The organism is Methylobacterium sp. J-118, assembly GCF_057836565.1.
Genome location: NZ_JBYQFA010000001.1, coordinates 3248752 through 3268854 on the forward strand (window position 1 = coordinate 3248752; position 20103 = coordinate 3268854).

Sequence of the window (20103 nt, forward strand, 5' to 3'; positions counted from 1 at the left end):
ATGACACAAGCGCGGCGCGACGGGACTCCCCGGACGCGCTCCTATTCCGCAACCTCCAGATCCGTGATGGCAGAGGCCATATTCCCCGGCTCTACCGAGGTCGGCCCCGTGCTGATCACCGGCGCGAGCGGCTTCCTCGGCTCGGCCCTGGTCGACGTGTTCCGCCGGGCCGGCTTCCCGGTGCGCATCCTCGTGCGCGCCACGAGCCCGCGCCGGAACCTCACCTGGACCGACGTGGAGATCGCCGAGGGCGACATGCGCGACCCGGCCGCCGTGGCGGCGGCCCTGCGCGGACAGCGCTACCTGATCCACGCCGCGGCCGATTACCGGCTCTGGGCGCCCGATAGGGACGAGATCGTCCGCACCAACCGCGACGGCACCCGCCTGATGATGCGCGCGGCCCTGGAGGCCGGGGTCGAGCGCGTCGTCTACACGTCGAGCGTCGCGACGATCCGGCCGCCCGCCGACGGGGCGACGCCCTCCGACGAGACCATGCCGCTGACGCCGGAGACCGCCATCGGCGCCTACAAGCGCAGCAAGGTCGTGGCCGAGCGGGTGGTCGAGGAGATGATCGCCCGGGACGGCCTGAAGGCCGTGATCGTCAACCCGTCGACGCCGATCGGACCCCGGGACGTGAAGCCGACGCCCACCGGCCGGATCATCCAGGAGGCGGCGCTCGGCCGGATGCCGGCCTTCGTCGATACCGGCCTCAACCTCGCCCATGTCGACGACGTGGCCGAGGGTCATCTCCTCGCCCTCCGCAAGGGCCGGATCGGCGAGCGCTACATCCTCGGCGGCGAGGACGTGTTCCTGTCGCAGATGCTCGCCGACATCGCCGGCATGGTCGGGCGCAAGCCGCCGACCGTGAGGCTGCCGCGGGCGGCGGTCTATCCGGTGGCGTTCTTCGCCCAGCTTGCCGCCCGGGTCACGGGCCGGCAGCCCTTCGCGACCATCGATGGGATCCGCATGTCGCGCTACCGCATGTTCTTTTCGGATCGGAAGGCCCGCGCGGAACTGGGCTACACGGCACGGCCCTACCGCGAGGGCCTGTCCGACGCGATTCACTGGTTCCGGGAGGCGGGGTATCTCGCATGAGCACCCTCGACAGCGCCACCGCGGCCCGCTCCGGCAAGGGGCACCGCGACGAGAACTTCCCGGTCGCCTCGCACCTGATCCACCCGCATCACCGCGGGGCGATCCTGGCGTTCTACGATTTTGTCCGCGCCGGCGACGACGTGGCCGACCATCCGGACCTGTCCCCGGAGCGCAAGATTGAACTCCTCGACCGGCTGGCCGACGCGCTCACCGGAGCCGGCCCGTCCGATCCGGAGGCGGCTCCGCTCAAGCGCGAACTGGCGAGCCGCGTCCTGCCGCCCCGCCACGCGCTGGAACTCCTCGACGCCTTCCGAATGGACGCCCGGAAGAACCGCTACGCGACCTGGGATGAACTGCTCCACTATTGCCGCTATTCGGCGATGCCGGTGGGGCGCTTCGTGCTCGACGTCCACGGCGAGGATCCGATCCGGGTGTGGGGCCCGTCCGACGCGATCTGCGCGGCGCTGCAGGTGATCAACCACCTCCAGGATTGCGGCAAGGATTTCGCCGCCCTCGACCGGGTTTATCTCCCGCAGGACGCCCTCGACCGCCACGGCGCCACGGTGGCGATGCTGGGCGAAAATACGGCGCCGCCGCAGCTCCAGGCGGTGATCCGTGAACTGGCGCAGAAGTGCCTCGATCTCCTCGAGGAGGGCGCGGTCCTGCCGGACCTGATCGACGACCTGCGCCTCTCGATGGAGATCGCCGCGATCCACCGCCTCGCCGTCGTCCTCGCCCGCGGCCTGCTGGAGCGCGATCCGCTCTCGGAAAAGGTCCACCACAGCAAGCGCGCCTTCGCCCTCACGGCGCTCGGCGGGGTCGCCGCGACGCTGGCGCGCCGCCCCTTCCGGGGCCGGGTCGTGCGGGCCGCCGACCGGGGACTCCGCGCGCAGCGCAGCCGCGCGCAGGGAAGCCGCCCGTGAGTGCCACCGCGACCCCCGCCGCCGCCGGGGCGGAATCCGCCCCGGCGCTGCCGGCCGCCGGCTCCTCCTTCTACACGGCGATGCGCCTGCTCCCGAAGGAGCGGCGGGAGGCCATGTACGCGGTCTACGCCTTCTGCCGGGCCGTCGATGACGTCGCCGACGACGGCGGTACCCGGGCCGTACGGCAGGCCGAGCTCGACCGCTGGCGGGCCGATATCGACGCGCTCTATGCCGGCCGTCCGGTCCCGCGGGTCCGCGACCTCGTGGAGCCGGTGCGCCGGTTCGGCCTGAAGCGCGAAGATTTCCAGGCGGTCATCGACGGCATGGCCATGGATGCGGTCGCGGACATCGTCGCCCCTGATGCCGAGACCCTCGACCTCTATTGCGACCGGGTCGCGAGCGCGGTTGGCCGGCTGTCGGTGCGGATCTTCGGCATGCCGGAGGCGGACGGGATCCGGCTGGCCTGGCACCAGGGCCGGGCGCTCCAGCTCACCAACATCCTGCGCGACATCGACGAGGATGCCGAGCGCGGCCGCCTCTACCTGCCCCGGGAGAAGCTTTTCGCGATCGGGCTCCCGGAGCCGACCCCGGCCGCTGCGATCGCGCATCCGCGCATCGGCGAGGTCTGCGCCTCCCTGGCCCGCGAGGCGGAGGAGCATTACCAGGCGACCTGGGAGATCATCCGCCGCAGCCCCCGGAAGGCGACCAAGGCCGCCCGGCTGATGGCCGCCGCGTATCATCTCTACCTGAAGGCGGTGATCGCCCGCGGCTGGGCGATGCCCCGGGCTCGGGTGAAGCCCGGCAAGCTCGCCCTGCTCGGCGTCGTCCTCCGCCACGGCCTGATCTGATGGGCATTGTCCACGTCGTCGGGGCCGGCCTGGCCGGCCTGTCCGCCGCCGTCGCCCTGGCCGAGACCGGCACCCGGGTGGTTCTGCACGAGGCCGCCAAGCAAGCGGGCGGGCGCTGCCGGTCCTACTACGACCCGGCGCTGGGCCTGACCCTCGACAACGGCAACCACCTGCTGCTCTCCGGCAATGCCGACGCGCTGGGCTTCCTCAAGACCATCGGCGCGCCCGCCGACGCGCTCACTGGTCCGGACGAGGCCGCGTTCGACTTCGCCGACCTCGCGTCCGGCGAGCGCTGGTGCCTGCGCCCCAATGCCGGGCGGTTGCCCTGGTGGGTGATGAGCCCGTCGCGGCGCGTCCCCGGCACCCGGGCCCGGGACTATCTCGCCCCGCTCGGGATCCTGCGGGCGGCCTCCGGCAAGCCGGAGGGGGCCGGCGGCACGATCGGCGCCCATATGGACTGCGACGGCGACCTCTACCGGCGGCTCTGGCATCCGGTGCTGCTCGCCGCCCTCAACACCGAGCCGCGGGACAGCGATGTCGGGCTCGCCGCCCGGATCCTGCGCGAGACCCTGGGGGCCGGCGGGAAGGCTTGCCGGCCGCTGGTGGCGGTGGAAGGCCTGTCCTACGCCTTCGTCGACCCGGCCCTGCGCCACCTCGCGACCCGCGGCTGCGAGGTCCGGTTCGGGCGTCGCCTGCGGGGGCTCGACCTGGCGGAGGGCCGCGTCGGCCAGCTCCTGTTCTCGGACGGCGCGGAGACGCTCGGGCCCGACGACGGCATCGTGCTGGCGCTGCCGCCCTGGGTGGCCCGCGAGGTGTTGCCCGGTCTCCTCGCCCCGGTGGAATTCCGCTCCATCGTGAACGCCCATTTCGCCCTGGCGCCGAAGCCCGGCAGCCCGCTCGTCCTCGGCGTGGTCAATGCGCTCACGGAGTGGCTGTTCGCCTATCCGGACCGCTATTCGGTGACGATCAGCGGTGCCGACCGGCTGCTCGACGTGCCCCGGGAGGACCTCGCGCGCCGGATCTGGTCCGAGATCGCACAGCTTTGCAATCTTGCACCGGAACTGCCCAGCTGGCAGATCGTAAAGGAGAAGCGTGCGACCTTCGCGGCGACGCCGGCGGAGGCCGCGCGGCGCCCGGCGGCCGGAACCGCCTACGACAATCTCGTCCTGGCAGGCGACTGGACAGCCACCGGCCTGCCATCGACGATCGAGGGAGCGATCCGTTCGGGCATGACTGCCGCGCGCGCCCTGCGCGCCGGATCGGTCGCGCGCTCCGGAACCCGGGCGCGCGGCGCAGCTTGAGGCATAACGTCCGCCGCGAGGCGGTCGTTCGAGGTCGAGGACTATGAGAGAGGCCGTAAGCAAGGTCGAGGCGCTGCAGCGCTCGAAGACTCAGGGGATCTCGCTCGACGATGTCGAGCGCGGCGTCGCGCATGCGACGCGTGCCCTCGCAGCCCTGGCGCAGGACGACGGGCATATCTGCTTCGAGCTCGAAGCGGACGCGACGATCCCGTCCGAGTACATCCTGTTCCACCAGTTCCGCGGCACGCCGGTCCCGGACGGCCTCGAGGCCAAGATCGGCAATTACCTGCGCCGCACGCAAGGCCGGCACGGCGGCTGGGCCCTCGTCCACGAGGGGCCCTTCGACATGAGTTGCACGGTCAAGGCGTATTTCGCCCTCAAGATGATCGGCGAGGACATCGAGGCGCCGCACATGCGCCGGGCCCGCGAGGGCATCCTGTCCCGCGGCGGCGCGGCCAACGCCAACGTCTTCACCCGGTTCATGCTGGCGCTCTACGGCGAGGTGCCGTGGCGCGCCGTGCCGGTGATGCCCGTGGAGGTGATGTTCCTGCCGAAGTGGTTCCCGTTCCACCTCGACAAGATCAGCTACTGGGCCCGCACAACCGTGGTGCCGCTGTTCGTGCTCCAGGCGACCAAGCCCCGGGCCCGCAACCCGCGCGGCGTCAGCGTGCAGGAGCTGTTCGTTACGCCGCCCGAGAGCGTGCGCTCCTGGCCCGGTTCCCCGCACGCGACATGGCCCTGGACGCCGATCTTCGGCTTCATCGACCGGATCCTCCAGCTCGTCGAGGACCGGATGCCGCGCAAGAGCCGGCAGCGCGCCATGGAGAAGGCCCGGGCCTGGGTCAGCGAGCGCCTGAACGGCGAGGACGGCCTGGGCGCGATCTTCCCCGCCATGGTCAATTCAGTGCTGATGTACGAGGTGATGGGCTACCGGCCCGATCACCCGCAGGTCCGCGTCGCCTGCGACGCTATCGAGAAGCTCGTCGTCGAGAAGGCCGACGAGGCCTATGTCCAGCCCTGCGTCTCGCCGGTCTGGGATACGGCGCTGGCCAGCCACGCCCTCCTGGAGGCCGGTGGCCCCGAGGCCGAGGCTCAGGCCCGCGCCGGGCTCGACTGGCTGAAGCCTCGCCAGGTGCTCGACATCGTCGGCGACTGGGCGGCGCGCAAGCCGAAGGTCCGGCCGGGGGGCTGGGCGTTCCAGTACGCCAATCCCCATTACCCCGACCTCGACGACACCGCCGTGGTGGTGATGGCCATGGACCGGGCGATGCACCAGCACGGGCTGGTGGCCGGCATGCCGGACTACAAGGCCGCGATCGCCCGGGCCCGGGAATGGGTCGAGGGGCTGCAATCGGAGGACGGTGGCTGGGCGGCGTTCGACGCCGACAACAACCACATGTATCTCAATCACATCCCGTTCTCGGACCACGGCGCGCTGCTCGATCCGCCGACCGCGGACGTCACCGCCCGCGTCGTCGGCATGCTGGCCCAGCTCGGCGAGACCCGGGAGAGCTCCCGGGCGCTGGACCGCGGCGTGAACTATCTCCTGAACGACCAGGAGGAGGACGGCTCCTGGTACGGCCGCTGGGGCATGAACTTCATCTACGGCACGTGGTCGGTGCTCTGCGCCCTCAACGCGGCCGGGGTCGATCCGGCGGATCCGCGGATCCAACGGGCGGTCTCGTGGCTGATCCGCATCCAGAACCCGGATGGCGGCTGGGGCGAGGACGCCAACTCGTACAAGATCGATCCGGCTTTCGAGGCTGGCTCGTCCACCGCCTCGCAGACCGCCTGGGCGCTGCTGGCCCTGATGGCGGCCGGCGCGGTCGACGATCCGGCCGTGACCCGGGGCATCAACTTCCTCACCCGGACGCAGGGCGCCGACGGGTTCTGGAAGGAAGAACGCTACACCGCCACGGGCTTCCCGCGGGTGTTCTACCTGCGGTATCATGGCTACCCGAAGTTCTTCCCGCTCTGGGCGATGGCGCGCTACCGCAACCTCAAGCGCGCCAACAGCCGGCGCGTGCAGTTCGGCATGTGATGCGACGGGGCCGGTCCCGACGGACCGGCCTCTTGCTCCACCGGATCGCAGCGCGTTCGACCGTCCCGGTGACCGACCCGCGAGCCCGGTATCCGACACGTGGCCTCCACAGACACCGACCCCGTGGGACCGGGCGAACCCCGCCCCGCGGCGGATCCGAGGCCCGCGTCACCGCCGCGGCGTGCGCGCCTGCTTGCGGACCTCGCCGGACTGGTCCACCAGCGCGCCATGATCGATCCCGCCGCCCCCGTCCTGGCCGTCACCGGCCTCGCCCGTGAGCGCCGCATGGCCGCTGGAGACGGGGTCGAGGCGGTGGGCGCCGGCGGCAACCCGCATCGCCTGCGCCAGCTTCTCGACGCACGTATTCCGCCCGGCTGCCGCGCCGTGGTGAGCTTCGGCATCGCAGGGGGGCTCGATCCGTCGCTGAAGCCCGGCGATGTGGTGGTGGGCACCGGCGTGGTCGGCGAGGAGGGCCGCCGGACCGCCGATCTCGACCTTTCCGCCGTGCTCCTCAACATCCTGTCGGGGGTTGGACCCCGGGTCATCCCGGCGGATCTCGCCGGGGTCGATACGGCGATCCTCGCGGTGGAGGGCAAGACGGAACTGCGGGCCGCCACCGGCGCTGCGGCCGTGGACATGGAATCGCACGTGGCCGCGGCCTTTGCCGGCCGGCACGGTCTGCCCTTCGCGGCCCTGCGGGTGATCTGCGACCCCGCCGGTCAGGCGCTGCCGGCCTTCGCGGCGGAAGCGCTGACGGCGGATGGCGAGCCCGATATCGCCGCGGTGTTCTTCGCCTTCGCCCGCGGCCGGGCGCGGCTGGGCGACCTGATGCGCCTCGCCCGGGACTCGAACGCCGCCTTCGCGGCGCTCGGCCGCTGCCGCGCCCGGCTCGGGCCGGGGCTGGGAATACCGGCGGCAGGGGGCTGAGACGCCGCAGACTCGCCGTCACTGTAAGGGGAGCGAGGCCACCCAGCCTCTCGAAGGCGGGCGCGGATCGAGTCACGAAAAAGCGCCGGCCTGTTCAGCCGGCGCGAGTCGGAGGTCACCACGAGACGGCGCGGGGCCGAAGCCCCGCGCCGGGAGGAGCCGGCCTCAGCCGGCTTTCTTACCGAGCGAGACCGCCACGAAGCGGGTCTGGCCCTTGCTGCTCTTCACCCGCATCAGGACGGCCTTGCGTCCGTTCGACTCGGCCGCCCGGATCTGCGCGGCCACGTCCGCGGGACGCGACACGTTCTGCCCGCCGACGTCGAGGATCAGATCGCCCGCCTCGATGCCCTTGGCGGCCGCCGGCCCGTCGGGATCGACCTGGACCACCGCAACGCCCTGATCGGACAGGCCGACCTCGCTCGCCGGCGCGAGCTGCAGGCCGAGCCGCGGCTGGCCGTTGGCCGAGTCGTCATCGCCGCGGCTCGCCACCTTGGTGCCGTCGGTGGGCATGGCGCCGAGCGTCACCGTGGCGGTGTCGGACTTGCCGCCGCGGAGGTAGCCGAGCTCGACCTTGGCGCCGGGCTTCATGCCGGCGATCTTGCGCGAGAGCTCACGGGCGCTGTCCACCGTGTCGCCGTTGACCTTCTCGATCACGTCGCCGGCCTTGAGCCCAGCCTGAGCGGCCGGGGTGCCATTCTCGGCGTGGTCGACGAGGGCGCCCTTGGCCTTGTCGAGGCCCAGACCCTCCGCGATGTCCTGCGTCACCGGCTGGATCTGGACGCCCAGATAGCCGCGGGCGACCTTGCCGTCGGTGCGGAGCTGATCGACCACCGCCTGAACGGTCTCGGCCGGGATCGCGAAGGCCAAGCCGACGCTGCCGCCCGACGGGGACGCGATGGCGGTGTTCATGCCGACCACCTCACCGTTGACGTTGAAGGTCGGGCCGCCCGAATTGCCCTTGTTGATCGGGGCATCGATCTGCAGGAAGTCGTCGTACGGGCCGGCGCCGATGTCGCGGCCCCGGGCCGAGACGATGCCGGCTGTCACGGTGCCGCCGAGGCCGAACGGGTTGCCGATCGCCACCACCCAGTCGCCGACCTGTGGGGCGGCTTTGCCGAACTGAACGTAGGGGTAGTTCGAGCCCTCGTTGATCTTCAGGAGCGCGACGTCGGTCTTGGAATCCTTGCCGATCACCTTCGCGTCGAGGGTCCGTCCGTCGTCGAGGGTCACCTGCACGGTCTTGGCGTGATCGACCACGTGGTTGTTGGTCACGACATAGCCATCGGCCGAGATGATGAAGCCGGAGCCGACCGCGCCGCGCGGACCCTGGTGCTGGGGTTGCATGCCGCCGGGGCCGTTCTGGCCGAAGCGCTTGAAGAACTCGCGCAGCTGCGGCGGCACGTTCTCCAGATTGCGCCCCTGCCCTTGGCCGGGCCCCTGGCCGTCCTCGTCGTCGCCGCTCGCCGAATCGTCGAGCTTGACCTTCACCGAGACGACGCCCGGCTTCACCTTGTTGACGATGCCGGCGAAGGAGCCCGGCGGATGCTCGGGGGCCTCGATCGGCGTCTTGGGCAGGGCCTGCGCGTAGGCCGGGGTGACGGACGGCAGGGCGACGCTGCCGAGGGCGCCACCGGCGATCAGGGCGGCGGCGGCCACGGAGGCGAGGGCGCGGCGCGTGGTGCGGCCTGCGGGACGGGTCTCGGTCATAGGGGGCTCAACCTCTGGGGACGGATCTGGACGACGCCGGGTCACGCGGCGGTCGATGCGATCGGTCTAGAGGGCGGCCCCTGACCCGGGCGTGGCGGTCAAATTACGGTTTGGACATGTGCGGGGCACGGGCGCGTCGCGGGATTCCGGCATTGGAAAAACCCGAGGCGCGTGCCGCTTGTCACCTGCGCATCCGGGAAGACGAAATAGATTGTCACGAGTCCCGGCAGGGCGCCGTAAGCATCGACCCAGTCGGTCACTGCGGTGCGAGAGGCGTGAGGATCCGGCAATGAAGACGCTGTTGGCGGCAGCCATACTTTTGGGATCGACGGTCGGATCGATGGCCGCTGACGGCTATTCGGATTATCGGCGTTACTTCGACGCCGGCCCGGCTCCCAACGCTCGAATGAATTCGAAAGTTTCCAAGACGAAAAACCGCTCGATCGAAGACGTCGATGCTCGGCGTTACGACAATGGCGTCGGCGCCACGAATCCCGATACCCTGAAAGCCGGGTACAGGATCCGGGCCGGGATCTATGTGCCGCCCGATTATTCCACCCATCCGCGCGGCTCGTCGGGTGACGGCTTCGGAAGCTCGATCGATGACTCGTATGGCAGCGTCAGCGCGCCCAATCCCTTCGCGGGTTCCCTCGGCACCCGCCGGTGAGGCGGCTGCCCGGTCCCGACGCCTCAGTGGTCCGATATCCCAGTGGAATGCCGGGCCTTCGGCATCAAATCATCATCGAGGTTGATCGTCGTACGCATAACGTTCTCCCCCGCGCGGCATCAAAAATAACCGCGTGTGATGCGGTTATCCATGCCTCGTTGCGCCCGTCGACACCCCGGCGGTGAGCCGCCAAAAGGTCGCCGGCCGAGGGACATCGACGCAGGGAACGTTGCTGATCCGATCGGGGCGATCAATCTCCGCTCAACCGCGCCAGCGCCTCCTCGATCTTGGCGAGCCGCGCGGCCTCGACCTCCCGCCGCTCGCGGTTCTCCTCGATGATCTCCTCGGGGGCGCGGGCGACGAAATCGGCGTTGCCGAGCTTGGCGTCGATCTTCTTGATCTCGCCTTCCGCCTTGCCCTTCTCCTTCGTGAGCCGGGCGACCTCCGCGGCGAGGTCCACCACGCCCTCCAAGGGCAGCGCGGCGACGCTGCCACGCACCAGAAGCTGAACCGAGTTCTTCGGCGGCGTTTCCGTAAACGTGATCTCCGACAGCCGCGCGAGGCGCAGCAGCGTGTCCCGCCACGCCGCGACCCGGGCCCGGACCTCGGGAGCCGCGCCGACCATCACCAGGGGAATCTGCGCCGCGGCCGGCACGTTCGTCTCGGAACGGGCCGAGCGGACCTGGGTGACCAGATCGACCACGAAGCCGACCTCGGCCTCGGCGGCCGCGTCGGCGAGGCCGCCGAGGTCCGGCCAGGCGGCGAGGGTCAGGAGGCCACGGTCGGGCAGGCCGGCGCCCTTGATCGCCCACAGCTCCTCCGTGAGGAACGGCATGAACGGGTGCAGGAGCTTGGCGACTTGATCGATCAGGAACGCCACGCTCGCCTGCGTCTCGGCCCGGACGGCCGGATCGACGCCCTCGCCCTGCAGCACCGGCTTGGCCAGCTCCAGGTACCAATCACAGAAGATGTTCCAAACGAAGCGATAGGCGGCCCCCGCCGCGTCGTTGAACCGGTAGGCGTCGAGCGCCGCCGTCACCTCCTCCACCGCCCGGGCGGCCTCGGTGAGCGCCCAGCGGTTGATCGCCCCGGTTGCCTTCCGCGGGTCGAAGGCGGGATCGAGATGGCAACCGTTCAGCTCGGCGAAGCGCGCGGCGTTCCAGAGCTTGGTCGCGAAGTTGCGGTAGTCCCTGACCCTGTCCTCCGACAGCTTGATGTCGCGGCCCTGGACGGCCAGCGCGCACAGGGTGAAGCGCAGGGCATCCGCCCCCATCTTCTCGATCAGCTCCAGGGGATCGACGACGTTGCCCTTCGACTTCGACATCTTCGCACCCGACGCGTCCCGCACCAGGGTGTGCAGGTAGACGGTGTCGAACGGGGCCCGGTCGGTGAGGTGCAGGCCCATCATCATCATCCGGGCGACCCAGAAGAACAGGATGTCCTTGCCGGTCACCAGGGTGTTGGTCGGGTAGTAGCGCGCGAGTTCCGGGGTCGAATCCGGCCAGCCGAGCGTCGAGAACGGCCAGAGCGCCGAGGAGAACCACGTGTCGAGGACGTCCTCGTCGCGGTTCAGCCGCACCGGCCGGCCGTGCTTCGCCTCGGCCTGGGCCAGGGCCTCGGCCTCGCTCTCGGCCACGAAGACCGCGCCCGCGTCGTCGTACCAGACCGGGATCTGATGGCCCCACCAGAGCTGGCGCGAGATGCACCAGGGCTCAATGTTGGTGAGCCACTGGAAGAAGGTCTTTTCGTAGTTCTCGGGCACGAACTTGGTCTGCCCGTCGCGCACCGCCTGGAGGGCGCGCTCGGCCAGCGGCTTGACGTTCACGTACCACTGGTCGGTGAGATAGGGCTCGATGACCACGCCGGAGCGGTCGCCGTGGGGCACGGCGTGCGTGTTCGGCTCGATCAGGCGAAGGCGCTCACGCGCCTCCATCAGGGCGACGACCGCCTTTCGGGCCTGCGCCCGGTCGAGGCCGTGAAGCGCCAGGGCCTCCGGCTCGGGCGAGGTCCCGTCGAGGAAGGCAGCGTTGCCCTCGAGCAGCATCCGCCCCTCGGGGTCGAGCACGTTGATCAGGCCGAGCCCGTGCCGCCGGCCGACTTCGAAATCGTTGAAATCGTGCGCCGGGGTGATCTTGACCGCGCCGGTGCCCTTCTCCGGGTCGGAATACTCATCGGCCACGATCGGGATCAGGCGGCCGACCAGGGGCAGGCGCACGCGCTGGCCGACCAGCGCCGTGTAGCGCGCGTCCCCGGGATGGACCGCGACGCCGGTATCGCCCAGCATCGTCTCCGGACGCGTGGTCGCCACCGTGATGATGGCGCCGGTCTCGGCGCCGGTCTCGTCGACGACGGGATAGTCGAAGTGCCAGAGATGGCCCTTCACCTCGACCTGCTGGACCTCCAAGTCCGAGATCGCCGTCTGGAACTTCGGGTCCCAATTCACCAGCCGCTTGTCACGGTAGATCAGGCCCTGCCGGTGCAGGTCCACGAAGGTCTTGAGCACGGCGCGGCTTAGGCCCTCGTCCATGGTGAAACGTTCCCGCGACCAGTCGCAGGAGGCGCCCAGCCGCTTCAGCTGGTTGACGATGGCGCCGCCGGATTCCGCCTTCCAGGCCCAGACCTTCTCGAGGAAGGCCGCGCGGCCGATCTCCCTGCGGCTCGGCTCGCCGGCCTGCGCCATGCGGCGCTCGACCACCATCTGGGTGGCGATGCCGGCGTGATCCGTGCCCGGCTGCCAGAGCACGTCCTTGCCGCGCATGCGCTCAAACCGGCAGAGCACGTCCTGGAGCGTGTTGTTCAGGGCGTGGCCCATATGCAGCGAGCCCGTCACGTTCGGCGGCGGGATCACGATGCAGTAGGGGGGGGCGCCGGCGCGCTCGGGCCGGCCGGCGCGGAAGGCCCCCGCCTCGTCCCAGGCGGCGGAGATCCGCGCCTCGGCGGAGGCGGGCTCGAAGGTCTTGTCCATCATCGCGGATACGGGTGGCGCTTGTCCAACAGGGTTGGACCCGCTTTCGACCGTCGGGCCGCTCCCGTCAACACGCCGGCGGCGGCGCGACGCCCGCACCGCCGGGGACAGGGCTCAGCGGCCGCGCGAGACCCGCTCGATCTCGGCGCGCACCAGCCGCTCGACCACGGCCGGCAGGTTGTCGTCGAGCCAGGATTTCAGCATCGGCCGGAGCATCTCCTTGACGAGATCCTCCAGGGTCCGGGCATTCTGGGTCAGGACCGTGTGGGCGAGCAGGTTGAAGGCACTGCCGACGCTGGCATCGGTCGCCGGCGAAACCAGGGCCTCGGGTGCCGGCTCGGCCGGCCGCGGCGCCTGGACCGCCGCCGGCGGGGGCGGGGGCGCGGGCGGCTCGGGAACCGGCTCGGGCTCGGCGAAGGCCGGCGCGTCGAAGTCGATCGTGTCGAAATCGAGCGGCTCGGGTTCCGGCACGACGGCGCGGGGACGCGCCACCGGCTGGGCGACCTCGGCGAGGTCGAGCACGTCATCCGGCTCCGGCTCCGGCTCGGGGGCGACCTCGACCGGCTTGGTGGCCTGGTCGTCGGCGATGATCCTCCGGATCGAGGCCAGGATCTCTTCCATCGAAGGCTCCTGCGCCTTATCGGCAGCCTTGTCCTGGAATTTCGAGTCCGGGATTTTGGGGCTAGCTGCACTCATCGGCAGGTGCACTCGGGCATGGGAGACTGGAATGTGACCCGAACGGGTCGGTGTTCAATCAGTATTCCAGGCCGTTTCACCGCGGCAAGCGCGCCCGCAACACACTCCCCGTGGAAAAGGCGTCAGCGCCCGTCGGGTGTGCGCAGGCCGAACCACAGATCCTTGACCTGATCGTAGTGAACCTTGGCGCTGTAGTACTCGACCGGCAGGGCCGTGAACCGGGCGGTGAGCTGTCCGATCGCCTGGACCACGCCGTAGGAGTAGATCACGCGGTCGCGCTGGGCGACGATCAGGTTCACCCGCGAGGTCAGGAGCTCCTGCTGTGCGTTCAGCACGTCGAGGGTCGTGCGCTGGCCGACGCGGGCTTCCTCGCGCACGCCGTTCAGCGCCACCTCGTTGGCCTGGACCTGCGCCTGGGCGGCGATGACCTGCGCCTTGGCGGCTTCGAGCCGGCCCCAGAAATCGACGATCTGCGCGCGCACCTGGTCGCGGACCTGATCCACCTGGATGCGGGCCTGATCGACCTGCTCCTTCGCCTGCCGGATCTGAGCGTAGGTCTGGCCGCCCTCGTAGATCGGGATGTTCAGCTTGCCGCCGACGAAACCGACGAAGTAAGCCTGGTTCGGGCCGGTCTGGTCGTAGACTTGGCTGAGCGAGCCCTGCAGGCTCAGGTTCGGGGCCAGCTGGCCCTCATAAACCTTCACCTGCGCTTCCGCCGCGTCGACGGAGTGAATGGCCGATACGATCTGCGGATGCTCACGCAGGCCGACGGCGATAGCCGAATCCAGCGAGCCCGGCACGAACCGGTCGAGCGGGCGTCCGGGCGCGAGCTGGCGCGGCTCCACGCCGATGTTCTGCCGATAGATGCCGATGCTGGTCCGGAGGGCCGATTCGGCGGAGCTGACCTGCGAGCGCGCGCCGGCGAGCCGGGCCTCGGCCTGGGCGACGTCGGTGCGGGTCACCTCGCCCACATTGAAGCGGTCGCGGGTCTGCCGGAGCTGCTCCTCCAGGACCTCGACGTTGTTCCGGTTGAGTTCGAGGGTGGCGGTGTTGCTCAGGACGTTCATATACGCCTGGACGGCGTTGTAGAGGACCGTGAGCTCCGTGTAGCGCAGGGTCTCGCGCTGGCTGTAGACGGTCGATTCGGCGCGGCGGGTCAGGTTGTCGGTCTGGAACCCGTTGAAGAGCGTCTGCGTGACGGTGAGGCTCGCCGTCGACGGGAGGTAGGTCTCTCGGAGCGTCCGGCTCGAGGTGACGGCTTGGGTCGTGGTCGCCGTCGAGGACGTCGAGACACCGCCGCCGGACCCCGTTGAACCGCTCGTCCCCGATGAGACACCGGAGGTCGACGTGCCGGTCGTCCCGATGCCGGTCGTGCCCGTCGACGTGCCGACGCCGGTCGTGCCCGCCGAGGTCCCGGACGTGCCGCCGATGGACGTGCCGGTGCTCGCCGTCGTCGCGCCGGTGGACGCTGCGCCGGCGGCGGCGGCGACCGTGCTGCCGCTGCGGGTCTGGAGATATTGCACCCCGATCGAGGCGCCGACATTGACCTGCGGCCGATACCCGGATTGGGCGATCGCCACGTTCTCGTCGACCGCGCGCACGCCCGCGCGGCCCGCATTCAAGGTTGGATTGCCCTGATAGGCCTTCGCGAGAGCGCTCTCCAGCGTCTCGGCGGTGGCCGGGGCCGCTGCCGAGATCGCGAGACCGGACACCATCATCCCGACCGTGCGGAATGTGGAGCGACTCGCTGGCGGACGTCGTGTCACGATGAACAAGCCCTTCCGGCCTCTTCCGATCCGAATACGCGCAAAGCAAACAGCCAAGGTACGGCGTTCCGCTGGAATTCGATCAAGCCCACCCCACCGTCACGCTTAGCGCAAATCCCTCGCTTTGGCTCGGGCTGGTGGGTTGGGGGAGTCAGAATGTGCGGGGGTTGGGGCATTAAGGTGACACACCGCCCGCCAGCGGACTGTTGGTCGTGCGGGTGTCCGAAGTGTGGCTCCGATGCGCTCGGCCGAGGCCCGGATCCGATGGGCGCCGACCGGCTTGTCGATCGGAGCATCCGCTGTCCCAGGGGCAGGCGACCCGCCTCGACGCTGCGAATGTCCCGGAGCGCCGTGGCCGCCTTCCGCAGCCGCGCCGCCCCTATAGAATGCGCCCGCGGCCGCCTCGACCGTGCCCGTGACGGCGTGGCCATCGCTGCGTTGACCCGTGTATCGCTCCGGGCGTCGCGATTGCCCGGGGCGGGGCAGGGGCGTGCATCAGTCACCGCGCATCGCCGCGTGCGGGCATCCTCCCGCCAGCGGAACGCCTGAATCGATCGGGCGCATCGTCGCGCAAGCCTGAGATCCAGGCGTTCTCGATAGCTATAGGGATGCGCGGGATTGATCGCTTCACACCTGATCGCCGCCCGTGATATCGATATCAGGGCCGCGAGATTGGAATTTCGATCATCCGGCGCTCGCAGGAATGCCGGCCCTGATCAGGCAAGAACAGCCGCCCGAAGCCGGCTATCGGTCCAAAGCGCCCTCGTCCTCGAGCTGAAGCATCATGCAGATTGAGTTGATCGGGGTCATCGCCTTCGTCGTCGGGCTCATCAGCCTGGGACGCGGCCCCGGGTTTTCGGTCTACATGATCTTCCTCAGTACGCTCCTCGGCGCGTCGGCTGCGGCGATCCTCACCTTCCTGGGCGGAGCGAGCCTGCAGCCGGCACATCTCATGCTCCTCTTCGTCCTGCTGAAGATCGGCTCCAATCCCTATCGGCTCGCGGACGGCCTCTCCTCCCTCAGTTTTCCGCGCCCGGGCTTCTGGCTTCTCATCACAGTGCTGTATTCGTTGGTCGGAGCGGTGTTGCTCACGCGACTGTTCGCCGGAAGCACCAACGTCTACGCGATCGCGCGCCTCGGTGATGGCGTGCGGATCGCGCTGGTGCCATTGGTTCCGACGACCGGAAACATAACACAAAGCCTATATTTTGCTTCAGATCTTTTGACTTATGTCGCATTCTACGCCTGTTCTCGCGAATTGGGGTCGCGAAATCTCGAGGTGCTCTGTTCCGCCGTGGTGGTCTGTGCCTTCGCGAACTTCGCGTTCGGATTGATCGACGTCGCGACCTATCTGACCGGCACCGGAGAATTGTTGTCGTTCCTCCGGAATGCGGGCTATACAATGCTCGTCGAAGTCGAGATGGCCGGCTTCAAGAGAGTGGTCGGCTCCTTCTCCGAAGCCTCCACCTACGGGTCGGCGTCGCTGTTCTTCTTCACATTCACGGGTCGGTTGTGGCTCGAAGGGGTGTTTCCCCGCAGAGCCGGCATCGCGGCCGCAGTGTCGCTGATCGCGGTCATCGCCTCCACGTCCACCACTGCCTATGCCGGGCTGGCGATCGTCGTGGCTTTTGAATACCTGACCTGCTTGTACATGCTCGTCATTCATCGCAACTCCACGAGAAACGCGACGATCTTCATATTTCTCGGCCCGTTCGTCGTGGTGTTCATCGTCATGTTCGCCGCCCTCCAGGAAGCCGTCTGGACGGCGGGCCAGAACATCTACCAAGCCGCATTTTCGGAGAAGCTGAGTTCGGACTCCGGCGTCGAGAGAAGCTCCTGGAATTACCAGGGGCTGCAAAACCTCTTTGAAACCCATGGGCTCGGGGTTGGCGTGGGCAGCACGCGCACGTCCAGCTGGCCCCTCGCGGTCCTCGCAAGCCTCGGGGTCATCGGGACGATCACCTATCTGGCCTTTGTCCTCCTGTTCTTCTTCGCACGGCCTGCCAGCGATGGACGGACGAAGAGCTTTCAGAAGGCCACGCGCTCGGCGTGCATCAGCCAGGTCGTGCTATCGTCGATCGGCTCGCCCTTCGTCGATCTCGGATTGCTGTTCTTTATCTGCGCCGGCATGTCGATGGCCGTCAGTGAGAGCGAACAGAGCGCGTCCGCAGTGCCGGCCGGGATAAAGCCGCGGCGCGTGCCGGCCACGTGAGGGCCGTCCGATCCGGATCCTCGAGGCCGAGGCATGGCAAGTCCCGGGAACAGCGCTGCCGGCGGGCCCGCTCGGGATGACGTCCTGACCGATCCGGTTCCGGCCATGATGACGCTCCGGTCGGGGCATCCCGGTCGGGACCTCGACGAGCCGCTGGCGGCCCTGACGGTCAGGCTCGCTGTGCCACCTTGCCGAACGAATAGTATTTATGAAGGTAAAAGCTGATCAGGATCGGACTCGCGACGCCGATGAAGTGGGCGACGTCCTCCACGTGCCAAGTGAACCCGAGCATCGGGAACAGCGCGCGCGCCAAGCTGCTGCTGACACCGAGCACGATCAGGAAGCTGACGACATTGACCAGAGCAAACCGCCCGTATTCGCCGAGCCAGTGACCCGTGGATGTGAAGACGTAGCGCCGTGCCAGGACGAAAGCCAGGTTCAGGCCGATGAGGTAGGCCACGATGACGGCCAGCTCGTACACGACGACGAAGCTCAGCAGCCACCGGCTCACGAGGTTGACCAGGGCCGCGGTGCCGCCCGTGACCACGAAGCTGGCGAGTTGCCGCCTGTCGCTCTGTCGGGTAGCCGCTGCGCTCATGCCGAGATCCCCGCGCCCATCGCGTTGGCGCGCCGGACGCTCGGCAAAATCCTACGGTTTTCCGAGCAGGCGAAGGGGATGTCGGCGATGGGAAGTCGGGCGTTCGACCCCTGCGCGGTGGGCAGAGGCGCGGCGAAACCGCGCTCGCGGAGCGGCTGGGCGCGGACCAGCGCACCGACCCCAGCAAGCCTGTCCTGCCGGCCGTCATCGACGGCGATGTCGGCCACGACGGCGTCGATGACGGTGTGGCTGTCCTTCAGGATTGCGGCGTTCGCGGCGGCTTTGTCGACCATCGCGATGGCGGTGAAGCCGCCCGCCTGGACGAACGGGATCGGGTTCTGACCGACGAGGCCCGCACCGCTCGTGATCACAATCCGTCCCATCCGCGAGAATCTCTCGATACAAGCCGAACCGTGCGGGACCCCTATCGAATATGCCGCAGGTCAACAAGGACGTTCCCGCGTTCGGTGGCGCTTTATTGAATTGTGTCGCAACGAATTAGCGTTACCGCTGTACGCGGAATGGGTCGGGCCGCGGTATAGATTGTGACTTCGAGACTGCTGAGTTGCCAGAATCGTCGCCGGTCGCGTGACGATCGGAAACTGATCCCAGTCCTCGATTTGACACTTTCCCTGGTGCTGAACCGGTATCTACTTCGTGGGCCAACGCTCCAACCCGGCGATCTCGCAGCGTCTCAGTTGTTACCGCCGCCACGCCAGGGCACTTTGGGTGGGACGCCTTCCGCCTGAGCCTTGACATTTTCATCGTGGGTAGCTCACGTATTTCTCCATGTACGGTTCTCCGATTTTCCACTGATTACCGAGGAAAATAGTAGAGAGCGGCCGGCTTAACAGTTGGAAACGACTTGCTGAGAGTGCCCGCATGAGCGCCGCGATCGCAGCGATCCGTGACGAGGGCGTGGGCGACGTTCCGCTCGTCGTCGACGTCGACGGCACGCTGATCAAGAGCGACCTGCTCTACGAGTCGGCGCTCCAGTTCCTGGCCCGCTTCCCGTTCGAGGCTTGGCGGCTGCCGCACTGGCTGTTCACCCGCGGCAGAGCCGAGCTCAAGCGGCATCTCGCCGAGCGCGCGGAACCGAGCATCGCGACGATCCCGCTGCGCGCTGAGACCATCGCGGTGATCCGGGACGCGCAATCGGCCGGGCGCCGCGTCTATCTCGCCTCGGCCTCCGACGGACGCCTCGTCGAGGCCCTGGCCGACCGGGTCGGCGGCATCGCCGGCGTGTTCTCGACCGAGGCGGGCGTCAACCTGGCCGGTGCCGCCAAGGCCCAGCGCCTCGTGACGGAACTCGGCGAGAAAGGGTTCGACTACGTGGGCGACGCCCCCGTGGACTTTCCGGTGTGGCGGGCGGCGCGCAATGTACTGGCTGTCGCCCACGGCCGCGGTTTCTCCCGCAAGGTGATGGAGTCCTTCCCGGAGGCCCGCATCGTCGCCGTGCCGCGGGTCCGGCCCCGGGACATCGTCCGCGCGCTCCGCCCGCATCAATGGGCGAAGAACGCCCTCGTCTTCGTAGGGCTGGTGACCGGTCATCATTTCGATGCGCCGAGCACCCTCGAGTCCCTCACCGCCTTTCTGTGCTTCTGCATGGCGGCGTCGAGCGCGTATCTGATCAACGATCTGCTCGACCTTCCGGCCGACCGTGCCCACCCGAGCAAATCCCGGCGGCCCTTCGCGTCGGGGGCGGTGCCGGTCCTGTACGGGGTCGTCCTCGCGGCGCTCCTCGGCGCCGGGGCCTTCGCGGTGTCGTTCCTGCTGCCGCTGAAGTTCAGCTTGGCGCTCCTGATCTACCTCGTCCTGACGCTCGCCTACTCGTTCTATCTCAAGCGCCGGATGATGATCGATATCGTGGTGCTCGGCGGCCTCTACGCGATCCGCGTCTTCGGCGGCGTCGCCGCCCTCGGGCTGTCGCAGACGCCCTGGCTGCTGATGTTCTCACTCTTCCTCTTCACCAGCCTCGCCATCGTGAAGCGCTGTAGCGAGCTGACGGCCACCCTCCGGAACGAGGCGCCCGGCGAGAAGCAGACGCTTAACGGCCGCAGCTACGGAGCCGACGATCTGCGCGTCCTGTTCCCCCTCGGCGCTGCGGCCGGCTACGGCTCCGTCTTCGTTTTCGCGCTGTACATGTCGAGCCCGGAGGTGGCCGCGCTCTACACGCACCCCAACCGGCTGTGGCTGATCTGCCCCCTGCTCATTTATTGGGTCAGCCGCATGTTCCTCCTCGCGAACCGGAACCAGCTCCACAGCGATCCGGTGGTCTACGCCCTGACCGATCGCATCAGCCTCGCGACGGGGGCCTGCGTCGCCGCCGTGCTGGCCATCTCCATCTGAACCCAGGC

15 protein-coding genes are annotated in these 20103 nt (G+C 69.0%); 9 read left to right on the plus strand and 6 right to left on the minus strand.

Translation table 11 applies throughout. The annotated features are described in order from the left end of the window. Nucleotides 1–66: 66 nt before the first annotated feature. The 6 genes from hpnA to AC3IF3_RS15695 all read left to right on the plus strand — a co-directional run bounded on the left by hpnA (nt 67) and on the right by AC3IF3_RS15695 (nt 7135). On the plus strand, nt 67–1095 hold the full coding sequence (gene hpnA, locus AC3IF3_RS15670) for a hopanoid-associated sugar epimerase (protein WP_243967912.1): 1029 nt from the start codon (nt 67–69) through the stop codon (nt 1093–1095). Continuing rightward, nucleotides 1092–2018, plus strand: a complete 927-nt coding sequence (gene hpnC / locus AC3IF3_RS15675) for a squalene synthase HpnC (RefSeq protein WP_243967914.1) — start codon at nt 1092–1094, stop codon at nt 2016–2018. Before hpnA ends, hpnC begins: the two co-directional genes overlap by 4 nt. Beyond that, nucleotides 2015–2866 (plus strand): presqualene diphosphate synthase HpnD, encoded by an 852-nt coding sequence (hpnD, locus tag AC3IF3_RS15680; RefSeq protein WP_489217119.1) that lies wholly within the window; start codon nt 2015–2017, stop codon nt 2864–2866. Before hpnC ends, hpnD begins: the two co-directional genes overlap by 4 nt. Then, nucleotides 2866–4167 (plus strand): hydroxysqualene dehydroxylase HpnE, encoded by a 1302-nt coding sequence (hpnE, locus tag AC3IF3_RS15685; protein ID WP_489229461.1) that lies wholly within the window; start codon nt 2866–2868, stop codon nt 4165–4167. Before hpnD ends, hpnE begins: the two co-directional genes overlap by 1 nt. A 43-nt stretch (nt 4168–4210) precedes the next feature. Next, nucleotides 4211–6208, plus strand: coding sequence for a squalene--hopene cyclase (gene shc / locus AC3IF3_RS15690; RefSeq protein WP_243967917.1), 1998 nt, complete (start codon nt 4211–4213; stop codon nt 6206–6208). Nucleotides 6209–6436: 228 nt separating this feature from the next. Continuing rightward, a complete protein-coding gene (locus AC3IF3_RS15695) occupies nt 6437–7135 on the plus strand; it encodes a phosphorylase family protein (protein ID WP_489229462.1) in 699 nt (232 codons plus the stop codon). 165 nt (nt 7136–7300) lie between these two features. Here the strand turns inward: AC3IF3_RS15695 and AC3IF3_RS15700 are convergent, their stop codons facing one another. Then, nucleotides 7301–8842, minus strand: a complete 1542-nt coding sequence (locus tag AC3IF3_RS15700) for a Do family serine endopeptidase (protein ID WP_243967919.1) — start codon at nt 8840–8842, stop codon at nt 7301–7303. Nucleotides 8843–9131: 289 nt separating this feature from the next. On the opposite strand from AC3IF3_RS15700, the gene AC3IF3_RS15705 reads away from it, so the two are divergent. After that, entirely contained in the window at nt 9132–9509 is a 378-nt protein-coding gene (locus AC3IF3_RS15705) for a hypothetical protein (protein ID WP_489229463.1), read from the plus strand. Between the two features lie 250 nt (nt 9510–9759). Here the strand turns inward: AC3IF3_RS15705 and AC3IF3_RS15710 are convergent, their stop codons facing one another. From AC3IF3_RS15710 to AC3IF3_RS15720, 3 genes are all read right to left on the minus strand, one after another. Next, nucleotides 9760–12477, minus strand: a complete 2718-nt coding sequence (locus tag AC3IF3_RS15710) for a valine--tRNA ligase (protein WP_489229464.1) — start codon at nt 12475–12477, stop codon at nt 9760–9762. 111 nt (nt 12478–12588) lie between these two features. Further along, nucleotides 12589–13095 (minus strand): PopZ family protein, encoded by a 507-nt coding sequence (locus tag AC3IF3_RS15715; RefSeq protein WP_489229465.1) that lies wholly within the window; start codon nt 13093–13095, stop codon nt 12589–12591. 197 nt (nt 13096–13292) lie between these two features. Next, nucleotides 13293–14885 carry a TolC family outer membrane protein gene (locus tag AC3IF3_RS15720; protein ID WP_489220353.1) on the minus strand — a complete coding sequence of 531 codons (1593 nt, stop codon included), beginning with the start codon at nt 14883–14885 and terminating at the stop codon, nt 13293–13295. Between the two features lie 835 nt (nt 14886–15720). Between AC3IF3_RS15720 and AC3IF3_RS15725 the strand changes: the two genes are divergently transcribed. Beyond that, complete coding sequence (locus AC3IF3_RS15725; protein ID WP_489217135.1) at nt 15721–17148, plus strand: hypothetical protein; 1428 nt, start codon at nt 15721–15723, stop codon at nt 17146–17148. A gap of 169 nt (nt 17149–17317) precedes the next feature. Here the strand turns inward: AC3IF3_RS15725 and AC3IF3_RS15730 are convergent, their stop codons facing one another. Then, nucleotides 17318–17746 carry a GtrA family protein gene (locus tag AC3IF3_RS15730; RefSeq protein WP_243972360.1) on the minus strand — a complete coding sequence of 143 codons (429 nt, stop codon included), beginning with the start codon at nt 17744–17746 and terminating at the stop codon, nt 17318–17320. Continuing rightward, entirely contained in the window at nt 17743–18129 is a 387-nt protein-coding gene (locus AC3IF3_RS15735) for a hypothetical protein (protein ID WP_489229466.1), read from the minus strand. The genes AC3IF3_RS15730 and AC3IF3_RS15735 overlap by 4 nt, the downstream gene beginning before the upstream one ends. Nucleotides 18130–18628: 499 nt before the next feature. Between AC3IF3_RS15735 and AC3IF3_RS15740 the strand changes: the two genes are divergently transcribed. Beyond that, complete coding sequence (locus AC3IF3_RS15740) at nt 18629–20095, plus strand: UbiA family prenyltransferase (protein WP_489229467.1); 1467 nt, start codon at nt 18629–18631, stop codon at nt 20093–20095. The last annotated feature ends 8 nt before the right edge of the window (nt 20096–20103 follow it).